Annotated in this window: 15 protein-coding genes; 9 read left to right on the forward strand and 6 right to left on the reverse strand. The window is 39.8% G+C overall.

Annotated elements, in window-relative coordinates; translation table 11 throughout:
- Nucleotides 1-22: 22 nt before the first annotated feature.
- Nucleotides 23-643 carry a Uma2 family endonuclease gene (locus ACK4HU_RS11625; RefSeq protein WP_409806907.1) on the reverse strand — a complete coding sequence of 207 codons (621 nt, stop codon included), beginning with the start codon at nucleotides 641-643 and terminating at the stop codon, nucleotides 23-25.
- A 114-nt stretch (nucleotides 644-757) separates the two neighbouring features.
- On the opposite strand from ACK4HU_RS11625, the gene hutG reads away from it, so the two are divergent.
- Nucleotides 758-1,714, forward strand: a complete 957-nt coding sequence (gene hutG / locus ACK4HU_RS11630; RefSeq protein ID WP_409806908.1) for a formimidoylglutamase — start codon at nucleotides 758-760, stop codon at nucleotides 1,712-1,714.
- Between the two features lie 229 nt (nucleotides 1,715-1,943).
- On the opposite strand, the gene ACK4HU_RS11635 is transcribed toward hutG, so the two are convergent.
- Nucleotides 1,944-2,777, reverse strand: coding sequence for a 1,4-dihydroxy-2-naphthoyl-CoA synthase (locus tag ACK4HU_RS11635; protein ID WP_409806910.1), 834 nt, complete (start codon nucleotides 2,775-2,777; stop codon nucleotides 1,944-1,946).
- A gap of 281 nt (nucleotides 2,778-3,058) precedes the next feature.
- Here ACK4HU_RS11635 and ACK4HU_RS11640 point away from each other — a divergent pair, with 281 nt between their 5' ends.
- Nucleotides 3,059-4,138, forward strand: a complete 1,080-nt coding sequence (locus ACK4HU_RS11640) for an AMP-binding protein (protein ID WP_409806911.1) — start codon at nucleotides 3,059-3,061, stop codon at nucleotides 4,136-4,138.
- 35 nt (nucleotides 4,139-4,173) lie between these two features.
- Nucleotides 4,174-4,554, forward strand: coding sequence for a DUF2141 domain-containing protein (locus ACK4HU_RS11645; protein ID WP_409806913.1), 381 nt, complete (start codon nucleotides 4,174-4,176; stop codon nucleotides 4,552-4,554).
- Here ACK4HU_RS11645 and ACK4HU_RS11650 read toward each other — a convergent pair.
- Nucleotides 4,551-5,162, reverse strand: coding sequence for a 2OG-Fe(II) oxygenase (locus ACK4HU_RS11650; protein WP_409806914.1), 612 nt, complete (start codon nucleotides 5,160-5,162; stop codon nucleotides 4,551-4,553). The two genes, ACK4HU_RS11645 and ACK4HU_RS11650, sit on opposite strands and share 4 nt — an antisense overlap.
- A gap of 72 nt (nucleotides 5,163-5,234) precedes the next feature.
- Here ACK4HU_RS11650 and ACK4HU_RS11655 point away from each other — a divergent pair, with 72 nt between their 5' ends.
- The 3 genes from ACK4HU_RS11655 to ACK4HU_RS11665 all read left to right on the forward strand — a co-directional run bounded on the left by ACK4HU_RS11655 (nucleotide 5,235) and on the right by ACK4HU_RS11665 (nucleotide 7,950).
- On the forward strand, nucleotides 5,235-5,996 hold the full coding sequence (locus tag ACK4HU_RS11655; RefSeq protein ID WP_409806916.1) for a hypothetical protein: 762 nt from the start codon (nucleotides 5,235-5,237) through the stop codon (nucleotides 5,994-5,996).
- Nucleotides 5,997-6,062: 66 nt separating this feature from the next.
- Nucleotides 6,063-6,713 carry a TIR domain-containing protein gene (locus ACK4HU_RS11660; RefSeq protein WP_409806918.1) on the forward strand — a complete coding sequence of 217 codons (651 nt, stop codon included), beginning with the start codon at nucleotides 6,063-6,065 and terminating at the stop codon, nucleotides 6,711-6,713.
- A 166-nt stretch (nucleotides 6,714-6,879) separates the two neighbouring features.
- The gene (locus ACK4HU_RS11665) at nucleotides 6,880-7,950 is read left to right on the forward strand and encodes a toll/interleukin-1 receptor domain-containing protein (RefSeq protein WP_409806920.1); all 1,071 of its coding nucleotides are present in this window, start codon (nucleotides 6,880-6,882) and stop codon (nucleotides 7,948-7,950) included.
- On the opposite strand, the gene ACK4HU_RS11670 is transcribed toward ACK4HU_RS11665, so the two are convergent.
- Nucleotides 7,947-8,720, reverse strand: a complete 774-nt coding sequence (locus ACK4HU_RS11670; protein ID WP_409806922.1) for an XRE family transcriptional regulator — start codon at nucleotides 8,718-8,720, stop codon at nucleotides 7,947-7,949. The two genes, ACK4HU_RS11665 and ACK4HU_RS11670, sit on opposite strands and share 4 nt — an antisense overlap.
- Nucleotides 8,717-8,974 (reverse strand): hypothetical protein, encoded by a 258-nt coding sequence (locus ACK4HU_RS11675; RefSeq protein ID WP_409806923.1) that lies wholly within the window; start codon nucleotides 8,972-8,974, stop codon nucleotides 8,717-8,719. Before ACK4HU_RS11675 ends, ACK4HU_RS11670 begins: the two co-directional genes overlap by 4 nt.
- 309 nt (nucleotides 8,975-9,283) lie before the next feature.
- On the opposite strand from ACK4HU_RS11675, the gene ACK4HU_RS11680 reads away from it, so the two are divergent.
- Nucleotides 9,284-12,025 (forward strand): outer membrane beta-barrel protein, encoded by a 2,742-nt coding sequence (locus ACK4HU_RS11680; protein ID WP_409806924.1) that lies wholly within the window; start codon nucleotides 9,284-9,286, stop codon nucleotides 12,023-12,025.
- Between the two features lie 84 nt (nucleotides 12,026-12,109).
- Here ACK4HU_RS11680 and ACK4HU_RS11685 read toward each other — a convergent pair whose 3' ends face one another.
- Nucleotides 12,110-12,595, reverse strand: a complete 486-nt coding sequence (locus tag ACK4HU_RS11685; RefSeq protein ID WP_409806926.1) for a DinB family protein — start codon at nucleotides 12,593-12,595, stop codon at nucleotides 12,110-12,112.
- A gap of 109 nt (nucleotides 12,596-12,704) precedes the next feature.
- Between ACK4HU_RS11685 and ACK4HU_RS11690 the strand changes: the two genes are divergently transcribed.
- On the forward strand, nucleotides 12,705-13,652 hold the full coding sequence (locus tag ACK4HU_RS11690) for a helix-turn-helix transcriptional regulator (protein ID WP_409806928.1): 948 nt from the start codon (nucleotides 12,705-12,707) through the stop codon (nucleotides 13,650-13,652).
- A gap of 136 nt (nucleotides 13,653-13,788) precedes the next feature.
- Nucleotides 13,789-14,985 (forward strand): ATP-binding protein, encoded by a 1,197-nt coding sequence (locus tag ACK4HU_RS11695; RefSeq protein WP_409806930.1) that lies wholly within the window; start codon nucleotides 13,789-13,791, stop codon nucleotides 14,983-14,985.
- Nucleotides 14,986-15,104: the final 119 nt, after the last annotated feature.

Here is a 15,104-nt window from a genome sequence, read left to right on the forward strand (position 1 = left end):
TTGGTAAAGTTTTTTTTCGTTGTCATTCCATAAAAACCTCCTCCAAATCAAGTTCAAATCCAGAAATTACACTTGATTTAATTTTATCCCCCGAAGTGAAAAGTTTAGATGGCTGGTATTTGCCATCAACCAGTGTGTTAACTTGCAAATAATTACCTAAGGGACTTACAATCCAATATTCCCTAACTCCAAATTCTTGGTATAAGTCATATTTATCTTTAAGATCCATTTGAATACTACCCTCCGAAAATATTTCAACAATCAAATCCGGAGATCCAAAACAGCCCCAGTCATCCAATTTTTCAGGGTCAAAAATCACAGATATATCTGGTTGTACAACTGAGAAAACTTGATAGTCTTCAGATTTTTCGGAAAATCTGACGTCAAACGGAGCAGCATACACTTGGTAGGGTTTTTTCGTGAGAAAATTAAAGATTGCAAACATGAGATTCCCTCGAATTTCTTGGTGTCTCCTTCCAGGAGAAGGTGGTTTTACAAAAATCTTCCCTTTTATCAACTCGACGATTTCCTCAAAGTCCCATTTCAGATAATCTGCATAGGAATACCCTGCAAACGAGTCATTTGGCTCACAGAAATCTGCTAAATTAATTTTTGGCTTTTGAGGAATTCTATACTCTCTCATGGCAGTGCTAGCTTTTTCAATTCGTCTTCCCAAAAAATCAAACGGCTGTCAACAAAATCAACAAATTGTTTTCCTTAAGTTAGTACTAATAATTATTCCTAGAAAATAAAGCACATGAATCTCCATCAAAACCCCTCTCCCTTCAATTGGTCAGGTAGAAAATCCGATCAGATCGAATATTGGCATCAGGCTATTCAACCCGTTGCCAACCTCAAGATCAAAGATGATTCAAAGAAAAAGGTTGGCATTTTGGGTTACTCAAGCGAGGAAGGTGTGATCCGAAATCAAGGCCGAACTGGTACAATCGAAGGTCCTGCTGGAATTAGAAAAATGCTTGGATCTGTTGCACTTCACTTACCGGAAAACCTACCCATTTACGATTATGGTGATGTTTTCACCTTGGATCAGGACATGGAATCAGCTCATGAATTAATTGCAAAAACCACCTATGAACTCTTAAAAACAAATCACTTTCCGGTCATTCTTGGAGGTGGTCATGATGTTGCTTATGCCCATGGAAATGGCGTTTTGAAACATGTAAAAGAAAAAGGTGAAAAGCTCGGGATCATCAACCTCGATGCTCATTTCGATCTTCGCCCACCGATTAAAGGAAAAGGCCATTCAGGTTCGCCATTCTATCAGTTGGCTGAAGAAAACCCCGCTGATTTCAATTATTTGGCACTTGGAATTCAGCGTGCAGCCAATCCAAAATCTCTTTTTGAAACAGCAGAAAAACTCAAGGCAAAATTTATTGTCATGGAGGATTTTCGTTTGCATAACTGGGAATATATAGAGGAGCAAATCATCTGGTTTATCGACTCGGTCAACAAAATCTACCTCAGCATTGATATGGACGGCTTTTCGTCAGCTTTTGCTCCGGGAGTTTCGGCTCCGTCCCCAATGGGATTTAATCCTCAGATTGCCTTCAAGGTTTTTGAATTAATCGTGAAAAGTAAAAAACTGGTCAGCTTGGACGTGGTAGAGCTCAATCCCCAGTTTGATCAGGACAATGCAACAGCTAGACTTGCAGCCCGATCGATCGAGTACATTGTTAGGAAAGCTTTTTCTTAAGCTTAGAAACAAGAGGCTGTTGCAGGTTTTGCTGCTTCTCCTGAAGCAGCATTTGGGTATTATCAACAGGGTAAAAACTCGAATTTTGGAGAATTTCTAGTGCTTCTGGCTTTCGAAAAGAGAATGACACTGCCTCTTCACTCTTTTTCTTTGCGAAATCTTTGCGGTTAAAAAAAGCTTGTATCAAAATGTTAGGTCTGAGAATAACATCTTGCCCATTTCCATTCTATCAAGGTATCCACTTAATATTTTTAAAATTCGGCTTTCGCTTCTCAAGGAATGCATTTCTCCCTTCGATCGCTTCTTCAGTTCCATAAGCCAAGCGTGTAGCCTCCCCTGCAAAAACCTGCTGCCCCACCATTCCGTCATCGGTCAGGTTCATGGCGAATTTCAGCATTTTGATCGAGGTAGGTGACTTGGCTAAGATCTCTTGAGCCCATTCGTAAGCTGTAGATTCAAGCTCGGCATGAGGAATCACGGCATTGACCATTCCCATATCATAAGCTTCCTGAGCGGAGTAATTTCTGCCTAAAAAGAAGATTTCTCTCGCTTTCTTTTGCCCTACCATTTTGGCTAAGTAAGCCGAACCATAACCACCATCAAAGCTGGTGACGTCCGCATCTGTTTGTTTGAAAATCGCATGTTCTTTGCTCGCCAAAGTCAAATCACACACCACATGCAGACTGTGCCCTCCTCCTACTGCCCAACCAGGGACGACAGCGATCACCACTTTTGGCATAAAACGAATCAGTCGCTGCACTTCCAAAATGTTCAATCGATGGTAGCCATCCTCTCCTACATAGCCTTGATTACCACGAGCTCGCTGATCACCGCCTGAGCAAAATGCCCATCCCCCGTCTTTTGGAGATGGGCCTTCTCCACTCAAAAGTACCACGCCAATGGAAGTGTCTTCCTGAGCATCATAGAAAGCATCGTAAAGTTCAGCCGTGGTTTTTGGTCTAAAGGCATTACGAACTTCAGGCCGATTAAAAGCAATTCTAGCGACCCCATTACATTTTTTGTAAGTGATATCTTGATATTCCTTGGCGGTAATCCACTCCATGGTATTCATTTTAGTTTTAACCCGAATTATGCATTAGAATTTCTATTACGGACAGTAATTTCTTCAAAATCAGTCACTACGTTGCTGCTTTCGACTTCACCATAGCGGCGCTATGCCTCAGTCTCCAAACAGCCTGATTTTATTGCAATTACTGCCCTCATGACGAAAACTAATGCAAAATCCGGGTTTAATTCCGATTTTTGTGCAAGATAACAGCCTTCCCTGAAAATTGTTAATTCCAAACGTCTAGTCTCGCAAAACCAAAATTAGAATTCAATACAATGTTTCAACTCCATTACAACGATCAAATTTTCCAAACGAAAGAAGATTTTGAAGGTATGGATTTGGAACTTCCAGCTTTCGCGAAAGCTGCTTTTTCCTTTTGCGAAGCATGGCTTTCTGATAAAACTTACTTTAGCCAACAAACCTCCGGCTCGACAGGAACTCCAAAAACGATTGAAATCAGTCGGGAGCAAATGATGGAAAGTGCAAAAGCGACAGGCTCTTTTTTTAAAACTAACTCTAACACCAAACTTCTCTGCTGTCTCAATCCGGAATACATCGCAGGAAAAATGATGCTTGTTCGTGCTATGGTTTGGGATTGTCCAATTTGGCTGGTGGAACCGCACTCAAATCCATTTTTAGACCTCCCTGAAGTCTTCCTTCCTGATTTCGTAGCGCTGGTTCCGCTTCAAGTCGAAGAAATTTTGAACAATCCAAAAACTTCACCAGCACTCAAAAAAGTTTCCAACCTGATTATCGGAGGTGCTCCAATTTCTGAAGGACTCAAAAGTCGACTTATCGCAAACGGTATTCCAGCCTGGCAAACTTATGGGATGACCGAAACAGTTTCTCATGTAGCGTTGGCAAGAATTGAAGAAGGTGAAACAACTTACCAAACACTTGCAGGTGTCGAAATTGGTCAGGACGAAAGAGGGGCTGTCTGGACCAAATCACTTATGAGTGGACAGGAAAGGATTCAAACCAATGACTTGGTAGAATTGAAGTCCTCAACCAGTTTTATATGGTTGGGAAGAGCTGATTTTGTAATCAACTCTGGAGGACTAAAACTCCATTCGGAGCTTTTGGAAAAAAAGTCAGAAGCATTGATAGCTGAGTTTTTCCCCGGCTGTCGCTATTTCTTTTTAGGTGAAAAAGACGAAAAGTTGGGAGAAAGATTGGTGTTGCTTATTGAGAAAACTGAGCCGAATGAAGAACTGGCGAAGCTTTTGCAAGAGAAAATGAGAAATGTCTTTGGGAAATTTGAAACTCCAAAGAAAATTTATTTCATCCCTTCCTTTGTACATACAGAAAGCGGAAAAATAAACCGGGATTTGACCTTTAAACAATTACAAATTTGATCCTGCTAAACTTCATTTTCTTATTTTTCCTTTTCATGACTAGTCAAAATTCAGGTGAAATTGATCTGCATATTCATGAAGCTAAATCTAATAAAGGAGTGGTCAGAATCTTGGTCTTTGATTCTGAAAAAGGCTATCCCGATAAACCTGACTTAGCACTCAAATCCTTCTCTGCACCGGTTGTTGATCGGAAATGCTTTTTTAAAATCACGGATTTGAAGCCAGGAAAATATTCCATTGCGGTATTTCATGATGAGGATGAGAATGGAAAAATCAACACCAATCCATTCGGCTATCCCCTCGAAAAATATGGCTTCTCAAATAACGCCAAAGGCTATTTTGGTCCACCTGAATATGCCAAAACTATTTTTGAACTAAAGGATGAACGAAAAGAGATTCTAATCAACCTTCGCTAGTCGATATTTCGCAACCAGCCTGTGATGCTTATTCGTTCTTTTTTGGTGGGCAAAACTTCATGAGGAATCTCCCCACTTAGAAAAACTACCAACCTTCCACCCAAAGGCAATACGTCCTCGATTAATTCAGTTCCATCTTCCTTAGGGATATACATTCGCAGCATCCCTTCATCATTCTCTGACCAAGATTCATTTAGGTATAAAATTACGGATACCACACGATGCGGAACAGTATGAAACTGATCCAAGTGCCGCTTGTAATTTGAGCCAACGGGATATCGCGCAAAGTGCCCTTCAAAGGATCTCAATCCCAAGAAACAGCGCTGATTCAACACCTTTCGGATTTCCTCAATTTTATTCCAATAAACAGACTGAAGTGGGGTTAATTCAGCAGAGTCCATCCAAAATACTTCATCACTTCTGATTTCGGTTCGGACTTGCTTTTGCCCACCTTTTCCTACTGCAGCAGGTCGAAATTTACCAAGCTGAACCAAAGCAATCTGCTCGGCTAGAAGCGCCTTGCGAAAGTCCTCATCAATGAAATTATCAATAATGACATAGGATTTTTGGTAAATCTCTGATGAAATAAGGTCTAATTGGTCTTCCATGGAATTTTGATTGGGCTGCAAAATAACCACTAAATTGCCCGAAAAACCATACTTTTGCGCAAAGCTTACACAATGACATCAATAGAAAAAAGCATCACTGGCCTGGTTTTAGAATATGACTCGGGGATTGTACCACCACCGTATAGCCATGTTTTTTGCTTGGCTTTGGATTGGGCTAATGGAGATCTCACAGTCCAACTCGATCTTCACTACACCGAACGGGAAGAACTCAGCGAAGAGGAAATTTTTGATGAAGGCTTTACACTTAATGATGACTATAGCTACAAAGGCGAACTGAACTCAGTTTGGATCAAGCCTTTGCAACAGCTTTTTAACAAAACTCGCTGGTCAAGCAAGGACATCGAGGATGGAGGAATCACGATTACAGCCCTCGAAAAAGGAAAAGATGAAGGCGTGAAAATCCCATCTAATCAGGAGGAATGGCAGCTGATGGCCCAAGATCTGATTCAGGCTATCTATGAAACAGTTAAAAAAGAAGCTCCCTTAAAAATAGATTATCGTCAGGTAAATGATCAGATTTCTGATTGTAGTCTAACCGTTCACTTTTCGGTTCGAGAGGTCATATTTGAAATAAATGGAACCTCACGAGTGGTTAATTGGGAGTATGCAATTCAGTTGATGAAAATCGTCTTTACTCCGGATTATCACTATGAAATGGCGAAAGAAACAGCAGGAAACAAACGTGGTGCCTACATCAATTGTGGAGATGGCTACTGGCATGAGTTGGGCAAAGGAGTAATGAATATTGACCCAACTTTTGATGCAGTGAGCAAAATTAAGGTTGGTTTTGCAGATTTAATTGCGGGAGAATAATCTTAGAGATTTGCAATTAATTACCTGATTTATTTATCTTTAGAAAGGTATAAATCAGGTTTTTTTATGGCAAACGGAAAAATTTTTATCAGTTACCGACGCGAAGACACCTCCGGAGAATCCGGTAGACTAAAAGACAAACTTGAACTCGAGTTCGGTAAAAACAAGATCTTTTACGATGTTGAAACTCTTGAAGCAGGTCTGAATTTCGAGCAAACCATCTCCTTGGCTCTAAATGAGAGTAAGGTTTTACTTGCAATGATCGGTCCCCATTGGCTTAAAGTTGCAGATCACAATGGAGATCCAAGAATCTTTTTGGAGGAAGATTGGGTAAGGAAGGAAATTTCCAAAGCGCTGAGCAAAGGTATTCGGGTTATTCCGGTTTTAGTTAATGGAGCTAAAGTACCTTCAAAAGCTGAGTTGCCAGATGATCTGAAAGAGTTATCAATGAATCATGCCCAAGAACTAAGCAGTAGTCGATGGAACTATGACGTTGGGAAATTAATAGAGGTTCTCAAAAAAGAAATTTCCAGAACACCAGATCTTAAGGAAAACTTCTTGGGAGACCTTCCAGAATATACAAGACAGTACCAAGATTGGACAACAAAATACCGAGCTTGGTTTAAAAGAAATTACGTTTGGGTTTTGGGTATCATTTTCATTCTAATCCTGATGGATACCTGTTCAGCTTCTGAGGAATATTATCCATCGTATTAAATTCCACGCCACTTTTCAGTTGAGCAGAACTAAAGTACTTTATCAGGATTAACTAACCGTGATTTATAGATTTTAATTTGCTTTTCGAAATCATTAACAGAATTTAATTCTATCTATGATTAAATGACTGATTTATTTATCTTTATAGAGATGTAATCCATGCAATATGCCAAGTGATAAGATTTTTATAAGCTACAGAAGGGAAGACACATCCGGAGAATCAGGGCGAGTCAAGGATAGGTTGGAGCAAGTTTTTGGAAAGGAAAACATCTTTTACGATGTAGAAACGCTTGAGGCAGGTTTGAATTTTGACGAATCTATTTCCAAAGCACTAAATGAAAGCAAAGTTCTGTTGGCCATGATCGGTCCGCATTGGATGAAAGTCACTGATTCAAATGGGGTCAAACGAATTCAAAAGGATGAAGATTGGGTGAGAAAAGAGATTGCTCAAGCGTTGGAAAGAAAAATTCGAGTTATTCCAGTTTTAGTCAACGGTGCAGAAATGCCTGACTCCCAAGAGTTGCCAGACGATTTGAAAGAGCTTTCTCTCAGGCATGCTCAAGAATTAACCAGTTCGAGGTGGAATTATGATGTGGGAGAATTGACCAAAGTCCTTGAGAAAATCATTGACAAAAAACCTGCTCCTTATGATCCTCGACCAATACCACGGTCCTTTGTATCACCGATACCAAAACCAAAAAGTTGGTGGGCAAGAAATTACTTATGGGTTTTGGGTGGATTTATAGGTTTTTTGATTTTGATCGGAATGTGTGTTCCTGAGGAAGAGCATTATGCAGAACCAGAACAAATTGTAATTTATGATAATCCTCAGACAGATTACATTGATCCAGTTCAACCAATTACCTCTGGAGGGAATGTTGATTCCAAAAAGAGCAATCCGGAGAAAACTGAGAATAAAGTGCCCTTACGTTTTGAAGAAAAAATACCTGAATTTCCGGGGAAATGGTGGGTAAGGGAGGATGGAATTAGAGCAGGTTATTTTGACATAATTCAGAATGGTACCGAGTTTTCATTCACCTATTACATTTTCAATGTAGAAGTAGGAAGAGGGCTGGGAAAATTTGAAAACAACAGTATTTATTCAACCTATTTCGAAATGGATAACAATCCAGATCAATTTTCATTTTCTTTCCAAACCTCAGACGGTGGAAAATCTTGGAATGGGAAAACTCAATCAAGCGCAGGAATTTCTAACTCGACTTTGTCCAGAAATTAACCCCTGATCTTCCTAAGATCCGCATGAATATCACGGATCATTTCGCCCAGATCATCTAGTGTCAGGGGCTTCTTTTTATCCCCTGGATTTGGAAAATCAGTACTGATAAACGCTTTAGCTTCCCATATTTCGAGCACATCCTCGCCTTTGACTTCATAAGGCTTGTAATGTTCATTATCCGAGACCAAAAACAGTTTGCCATTTTCCTCCAAATAATTAAACACTCGCTTATAAACCACTCCTTCGGTTTGAGTAACCAAGACATAGGTTTTCCCACTTTTGATTTGGTTCAATTGGTCCACATAGCCACCAATCACTATCGTTCCCGGAATCAATGGCAGCATAGAATCCCCTGACAACTCAAAGGCCCGATAGGTGGCCTGCCGAGAAAGATTAGGTAAATGAAATTGCGGTAGCGTTTCCATATATACCGGATCAGCAAACCCATTGAGGTAACCCGCAGAAGCTTTTTGACCTACAAGCGTAATATTCTCCCTATCATTCGCATCAGTTGCGATGGTCAGGATATTGATTCCCCTTTTTTGGAGTGCCTTTCTCCCAAGATTTTCAATGTCGTGTTCTAATAGCTCCTCCACTCCTACCTCTAAAATATCAGCTAGCTTCTGTAGCGTGGTTAGCTTGGGTTCAGACCTTCCATCTTCATAAGCAGAGATCATGGTACGCTGCACATCCAATTGATCTGCCAGATCATTTTGGGTTATATTTTTTTGCTTGCGCAAAAAACGAAGGTTTGAGGCTAAATAACTCATGCCGAAAAAAGGTAGAAATTAGTGTCCTCTGTGTTTGGAGCCAAAGGGAAAAATGGATTCAAATTCATAGAATCCATTCTCCTCTTTTCAAGACGATTTTTAATCTCCTCAATGATATCTCCCACAGGTTTGGGTTCGGTCACAAGCAAATATCCATATTGTGGCCTCTGCTCGTCTTCCACAAAAAACTTTACCTGACAATTTCCCGAGGCCAAAGTCTTAGATGTGATTCTGATTTTCTCTGTTGTTTCCATAGCTTTTTCTCTTTACGCCAGCTAAGTTATAAATGTTGTTATTATAAACATTAAGATGATGGAAAAAATAACATTTATGACCGACAATTTTTGTCAGAGTTTGAAACTTACTGATATTCAATATTTTTTATTTAAAATACCCATTCTCTTCTAGTAGCTATGACGTTAAAGAATACTGTTCATTTGGCTAATCTACCGCTCAGCTAATTCTTATGCGGAATATAAACTTGGGAGCTTTTCCTTTGTAAATTGATTCAAATACCTACTTAACTTCAAACTCAGCCCATTATCCCAGAATTACCAAAATCAATGAAATATCTATTCTTTTTTCTTTTTGTATTTAGCTCAGTTACCTTGGTGTACTCCCAATCCTACACCGTGAAAGGTAAAGTTTTTGAATACGGAAAGCGAAATCCTATCCCTTATGCCAACATCCTATTACTTTCCGTTTCGGATTCATCTCAAGTTTATGGGACTATCTCTGAAATGGATGGGGAATTCGAGATGACCAATGTCAGAGAAGGCACCTACCTTTTCAAAATCCAATACTTAGGATATCGAGACTTTTTCAGAACACTTAATGTAAATGGCAATCAAGATCTCGGCACTCTTAGTGTTCAAGAAATGGCTACTGAATTGGGAGAAGTGGTAATCTCAACCAGAAGATCCACAGGCACCCAAAAAAGTGATACCACCATGTACAATGCAGATGCTTTCAAAACCATGAAAGATGCAAGTGCACAGGTTCTGATCGAGAAACTTCCCGGCGTCGTGTCAGAAGGTGGGGCCTTGCAAGCCCAGGGAGAAAACATCGGGCAGATTTTGGTAGATGGAAAGCCGTTTTTTGGAACGGATGTACGGGCAGCATTGCAAAACCTCCCCGCAGAGGTGATCCAAAGCATTGAGATTTTTGACCAGCTAAGCGAGAAATCTCAATTGAGTGGCTTTGATGATGGTGAGCGAATCAAAACCATCAACATCATCACCAAGGCAAACAGGAGAAAAGGGCAGTTTGGAAAAACTACAGCAGGATTGGGCACAGATGACAGATACCTTGTTGGAGCAAGTATCAATGCTTTTGACGAAGACCAACGGATTACTTTCACTGGCCTTTCCAATAATGTAAACATGCTGAATTATACCAGTGATGCCAATACCCAATCTGATGGTAGACCGCAGGAAGGTATCATCACCACCAATATCTTAGGGTTAAACTATTCTGATCTTTGGGGGGATAAGATTAAAGTAACTGGTAGCTACACCTATTCCAATAGAGAAAATGTAGGAATAGTGGATATGGCGCGGGATTTTGTGACTACTGGTGATTCCAATCAAGAATACCGGGAAACGGCCAGAGATGTTCGGGTAAACAATGAACATCGAGCTAATCTTAGATTTGAATATAATCCTACTCCAAAAACAAGAATCCTTTACATCCCTCGATTTTCTGCTGAATCCTCTACCGAAAATTCCTCTTTTCTGGGTGAAACTACCGATGGGACTAACCTGATCAATCAAGTGGATAATTTGAAAACTGGTCTGTATAAAGAATATGACTTTTTTAATCGACTGATCATAGGGCACCAATTCAACAAAGCAGGCAGAAGTTTAACTTTTAGAAGTTTTCTTCACAATGGTTGGGATAATGATGAATCGGATCGTACTGCCAGAAATATCTATTTCGAAAATGGTAGTCAACGAGCAGAAAACATTGATCAAAAAACTACTCGGGAGCGTCAGGGAAACCGTTGGGAGGCTGGACTGGCATTTACAGAAGCCGTGGGGAAAAACGGTATGTTTGAAGCCGAATACGAAATTGGCAATCGAGCTAATAATTCGAATCAATTGGTATTCAATGTAGAAGGGGGGGATTTTGAAGGTGGAAGGATGCTCTTGGATACTGCGCTAAGCAATACTTTTCAGAGCGATTATTTAACTCAAGAATTTGAACTGGGGTATCAATACAAAAATGAAAAACTAAGATTACAAACTGAAATCTCATACCAAGATGCCAGTTTGGACAATAATCAGGAATTTCCACAGGCATTTAATTTGAGAAGAAAATTCAGTGCAGTGCTTCCTACTGTTAGGTTCGAGTATAAATTCAGTCAGAATACCAATATTCAACTCGATTTTGACACTCGGACTGCTGAACCTCAGGTGCGTCAACTTCAACCCGTAATTGACAATACTAATCCACTGCAATTAAGAACAGGTAATCCTGACTTGGATCAGTCGTACAGTAAAGAGTTCCGTGTTAGATTTAGAAGTCAAAACCCGGATTCAGACAAAAGCTGGTTCTTTTTTACCAGATCACAATTTGTCAATAATTACATCTCAAATAGTACTTTCATCGCTGATGAAGCCACAGAAATTCAAGATGGAATAATTCTGGAAAGAGGTTCACAAATCAATAGACCGATCAATTTGGACGGATACTTTGATATCAGAACTTGGCTTAGCTATGGAATGCCTCTGGATTTTATGAAATCCAAACTTAACCTCAATGCTGGTGGAAGTATCACTAGGAGACCTGGTCAGGTAAATGATCTCACCGGATTCAACAATTCGCAGAGAATAAATGGTGGATTCTCCATCAATAGCAGTATTAGTGATCAGATTGATTTTAATATTTGGTCCCGATCCTCATTCAACCGAGTGGAGAATACACTTAATCCTAGACTTGACAACAACTTCTTTCAGCAACGATTCAGAGTAAACTTCAACTGGATCATGTTCGCCGGAATCATTTACCGATTGGATCTCAACCACCAAATCAATTCTGGTCTTAGCGAAGGTTTTGACAATAACTTCTCTCTCATAAATATGAGTTTGGGTAAAAAAATCTTCAAAAATCAGCGTGGAGAGGTCAGTATCATGGTATATGATCTCTTAGGTCAAAATGCAAATGTGCGTAGAAATATCACCGAGACTTACATCGAAGATATCCAAACCAATGTCTTGCAGCAGTATTTCATGGTTTCATTCACATATAACCTGAGAAGATTCAGCAAGGGGATGGATGAGGGGGATTACAATCAAATGTTCTAAGGTCAAAAGCGCAAGTATTATAAGTAAATGAACCCCCAATGAGTTTCCGCTAGTTGGGGGTTCTTTTTTACAATCAATAGTTAACTATCTCTCCCAAAATACCGGTGGCTCTATTCCCAGAGCTCTCAGATACACGTAACCTTGCCCTCGGTGGTGGATTTCGTTGTCGATGAAATATAGCAATGTACAATAACCTTTATCCTCGTATTGCCCAAAAGCTAGCATTTTTTCCTGAAGCCTTCCCTCTTGAATCTTTGTGAACCATTCATTGATTTCGACAGTATTTTGATCCCAAATCTCAAGAAGTTTTGTTTTTTCTTTGCCTGATGGATCTTTTTCATCCAGCGATTTCCATTCATCTGTTGCCAGTCCTTTGACACCAGGAACAGCAATGCCGATCAACTCGGAAGCCATCTCCCCGAAAGTCCTCATTCCGCCCATGCTGAAGGAAAATAGTTCTTCTTCAGGAAATGCCTCGATTACTCTTCGAGTCAAAGCTCGGTGTCCTTGCCAATGCGCAAGCAATTGTTCTTTTGAAATGATTTGGTCGTTTTTCACTAGAGTTTCCATAGTTTTTAAGGGTTTGTTTAAAATTTATACCCAAAGAAACTGCCGAGAAATGACAGCTGTATGTCAGTAGGAATTCAGTTTTTTTCTTTATTTGGGAAAAAGTTTTTGAATGAACCGGATCGACAGACTCACCGCCATCGTCACGCAACTTCAGTCCAAAAGACTAACGAAAGCAGAGGAAATCGCAAGACGTTTTTCAGTCAGTCTGCGTACGGTTTATCGGGATATGCGAGCATTGGATGAAGCCGGAATTCCGATCATCGGCGAAGCTGGTCATGGCTATTCCTTGGTCGAAGGTTATCGCCTTCCGCCGGTCATGTTCACGCAGGAGGAAGCACGAGCTTTTCTGGTAGCGGAGAAAATCTTTGAAAAAGTCACCGATAAAGGCAGCAGCGATCATTTCCGCTCCGCGATGCTCAAGATAAAAGCAGTCCTGCGAACAGCTGAAAAAGATCGATTGGAGGAACTTTCCCCACTGGTTGAAGTCATTCGAATGCGAAATCAGCTGCAAGCGGGGAAAAAAAGTGAATTCCTTCAGTCTATTTTGAATAGCCTTAGCAATAAAAATTTGATTGAGATTATCTACACCACATTTGAAGAGGAAAAAACCGCTAAACGGATAATCGAGCCGGTTGGGGTTTACTATTCCTTTGAGCAATGGTATCTCATCGCATGGTGCAGACTTCGCAATGATTATCGAAACTTTCGGATCGACCGAATTCAGGAATTGCAAATTCTTGATAAAAATTACCGGACTGATTCACATCCCAAGTTAAAGGATTTTCTCGATCAAGTGCGGCATACTGAAAATCTGACTCAAATTGAAATTTTTGTTCCTACCAGCTCTGAGAAATACATTCGCGAGCAAAAGTACAATCACGGATTTGTCACTGAAAAATGGACTGAATCCGGCATTGAGATGACTTTTGTAACTTCTTCAATGGAAGGATTTATCCGATGGATGCTAATGATGGCTGATAAAATTAAAATCATCTCCCCTCCAGAAGCCAAAGCACGAATGAGAGAATTGATTGAAGAGATTATGGGGAATTTGTGAGTTTGAAAGCTGAGTGTATTGAACATTTGGATTCCTCATCAAAGAAAATGTCGAATCAATTCTGCGAATAAATCATATTTTTGTCTTTTTAATTCGACATTTTACTTATATTTTTGTCAAATAAATTCGACGTTTTATGGAAATCCTATTTTCCACTTCCAAAAATCTACTCAATCAGGTAGGTAATTCTTTCTTCAGATTTCTCTTTGACCAAATCGACTGGAATCAACGAATGATCGCTATCAAAGGCCCAAGAGGATCAGGAAAAACTACTTTGATGCTTCAGCGAATGAAGTACGGACTCAATTCAAGTCCAAACGAAACCCTTTACATCACAGCAGATCACTATTGGTTTTACACCAACAATCTGGTGGCGACAGCCACTGATTTCTATCAAAATGGTGGCAGATTTTTATTTATCGATGAAGTGCACAAATACCCAAACTGGTCACGAGAATTAAAAAACATCTACGATTCTTATCCTGATCTTAAAGTTGTATTTTCCTCATCATCAGCTTTGGATATTTACCGTGGAGAATCCGATTTGAGCAGAAGGGTGATTACCTATGAATTGCCCGGATTGTCATTCCGAGAATATTTAAAGATCAAAAAAGGATTGGATTTACCGGTTTTTAGCTTGAATGAAATCCAGAAAAATCATAGCTCAATTGCATCTGAAGTCGCTCAAACTTTTCATCCTTTACCTGAATTTCATGAATATTTAAAAACAGGATATCTCCCAATTTTCAATGAAACTAACCTGTCGAACATCTCGATTTTTCTCCAGCAGATCATCAACACAGTAATCGAATCTGATCTTGCTTTCATTGCCGATTACAATGCGGGTACTGCGTACAAAGTCAAAAAACTGATGGGTGTCCTCGCAGAATCAGTTCCATTCAAACCAAACCTCACTGCAATTGCTCGAAAAATAGAAACCAGTAGAGATTCTCTTTATGAATGGTTGAATCAATTGGAAAAAGCCAGACTACTCAATTTTCTGATAGCTGAAGGAAAGGGAGTTTCGCTACTTCAAAAACCAGATAAAATCTACCTTGAAAACACCAATCTTGCGTACTCTTTAAAATCCTCGCCAGATATCGGTTCGATCCGGGAAACCTTCCTGTTGAACCAACTGAAAAACCTTAAAAAGGAAGTTCGCCTTCCCAATTCTGGTGATTTTTTGGTTAATGATCTCGTGATAGAAGTTAGCGGCAAAAACAAGGATGCTTCTCAAATCAAGCATCTCGAAAACTACCTGATTGCAGCTGATGAAATTGAACACGGCTTTGGAAAAAAAATCCCGCTGTGGGTGTTTGGGTTGATGTATTGATTCAATTTCAAAATGACTAATCTTAAAGAAGAAGAAATTAAAATATGTATATCCGCAATTCTGCCAGTAGCCAAATTTTATTAAGTTTCACCTCGACTTCGCTCGGTGTCCGTTAGTTT

The sequence above is a fragment of the Algoriphagus sp. genome, assembly GCF_046296635.1.
Lineage (GTDB): Bacteria > Bacteroidota > Bacteroidia > Cytophagales > Cyclobacteriaceae > Algoriphagus.

What these genes read in the sequence shown, in the direction of transcription:
- ACK4HU_RS11625 (WP_409806907.1), bottom strand. Translation starts at nt 643, where the DNA reads ATGAGAGAGTATAGAATTCCTCAAAAGCCAAAAATTAATTTAGCAGAT.
- hutG (WP_409806908.1), top strand. Translation starts at nt 758, where the DNA reads ATGAATCTCCATCAAAACCCCTCTCCCTTCAATTGGTCAGGTAGAAAA.
- ACK4HU_RS11635 (WP_409806910.1), bottom strand. Translation starts at nt 2,777, where the DNA reads ATGGAGTGGATTACCGCCAAGGAATATCAAGATATCACTTACAAAAAA.
- ACK4HU_RS11640 (WP_409806911.1), top strand. Translation starts at nt 3,059, where the DNA reads ATGTTTCAACTCCATTACAACGATCAAATTTTCCAAACGAAAGAAGAT.
- ACK4HU_RS11645 (WP_409806913.1), top strand. Translation starts at nt 4,174, where the DNA reads ATGACTAGTCAAAATTCAGGTGAAATTGATCTGCATATTCATGAAGCT.
- ACK4HU_RS11650 (WP_409806914.1), bottom strand. Translation starts at nt 5,162, where the DNA reads ATGGAAGACCAATTAGACCTTATTTCATCAGAGATTTACCAAAAATCC.
- ACK4HU_RS11655 (WP_409806916.1), top strand. Translation starts at nt 5,235, where the DNA reads ATGACATCAATAGAAAAAAGCATCACTGGCCTGGTTTTAGAATATGAC.
- ACK4HU_RS11660 (WP_409806918.1), top strand. Translation starts at nt 6,063, where the DNA reads ATGGCAAACGGAAAAATTTTTATCAGTTACCGACGCGAAGACACCTCC.
- ACK4HU_RS11665 (WP_409806920.1), top strand. Translation starts at nt 6,880, where the DNA reads ATGCCAAGTGATAAGATTTTTATAAGCTACAGAAGGGAAGACACATCC.
- ACK4HU_RS11670 (WP_409806922.1), bottom strand. Translation starts at nt 8,720, where the DNA reads ATGAGTTATTTAGCCTCAAACCTTCGTTTTTTGCGCAAGCAAAAAAAT.
- ACK4HU_RS11675 (WP_409806923.1), bottom strand. Translation starts at nt 8,974, where the DNA reads ATGGAAACAACAGAGAAAATCAGAATCACATCTAAGACTTTGGCCTCG.
- ACK4HU_RS11680 (WP_409806924.1), top strand. Translation starts at nt 9,284, where the DNA reads ATGAAATATCTATTCTTTTTTCTTTTTGTATTTAGCTCAGTTACCTTG.
- ACK4HU_RS11685 (WP_409806926.1), bottom strand. Translation starts at nt 12,595, where the DNA reads ATGGAAACTCTAGTGAAAAACGACCAAATCATTTCAAAAGAACAATTG.
- ACK4HU_RS11690 (WP_409806928.1), top strand. Translation starts at nt 12,705, where the DNA reads ATGAACCGGATCGACAGACTCACCGCCATCGTCACGCAACTTCAGTCC.
- ACK4HU_RS11695 (WP_409806930.1), top strand. Translation starts at nt 13,789, where the DNA reads ATGGAAATCCTATTTTCCACTTCCAAAAATCTACTCAATCAGGTAGGT.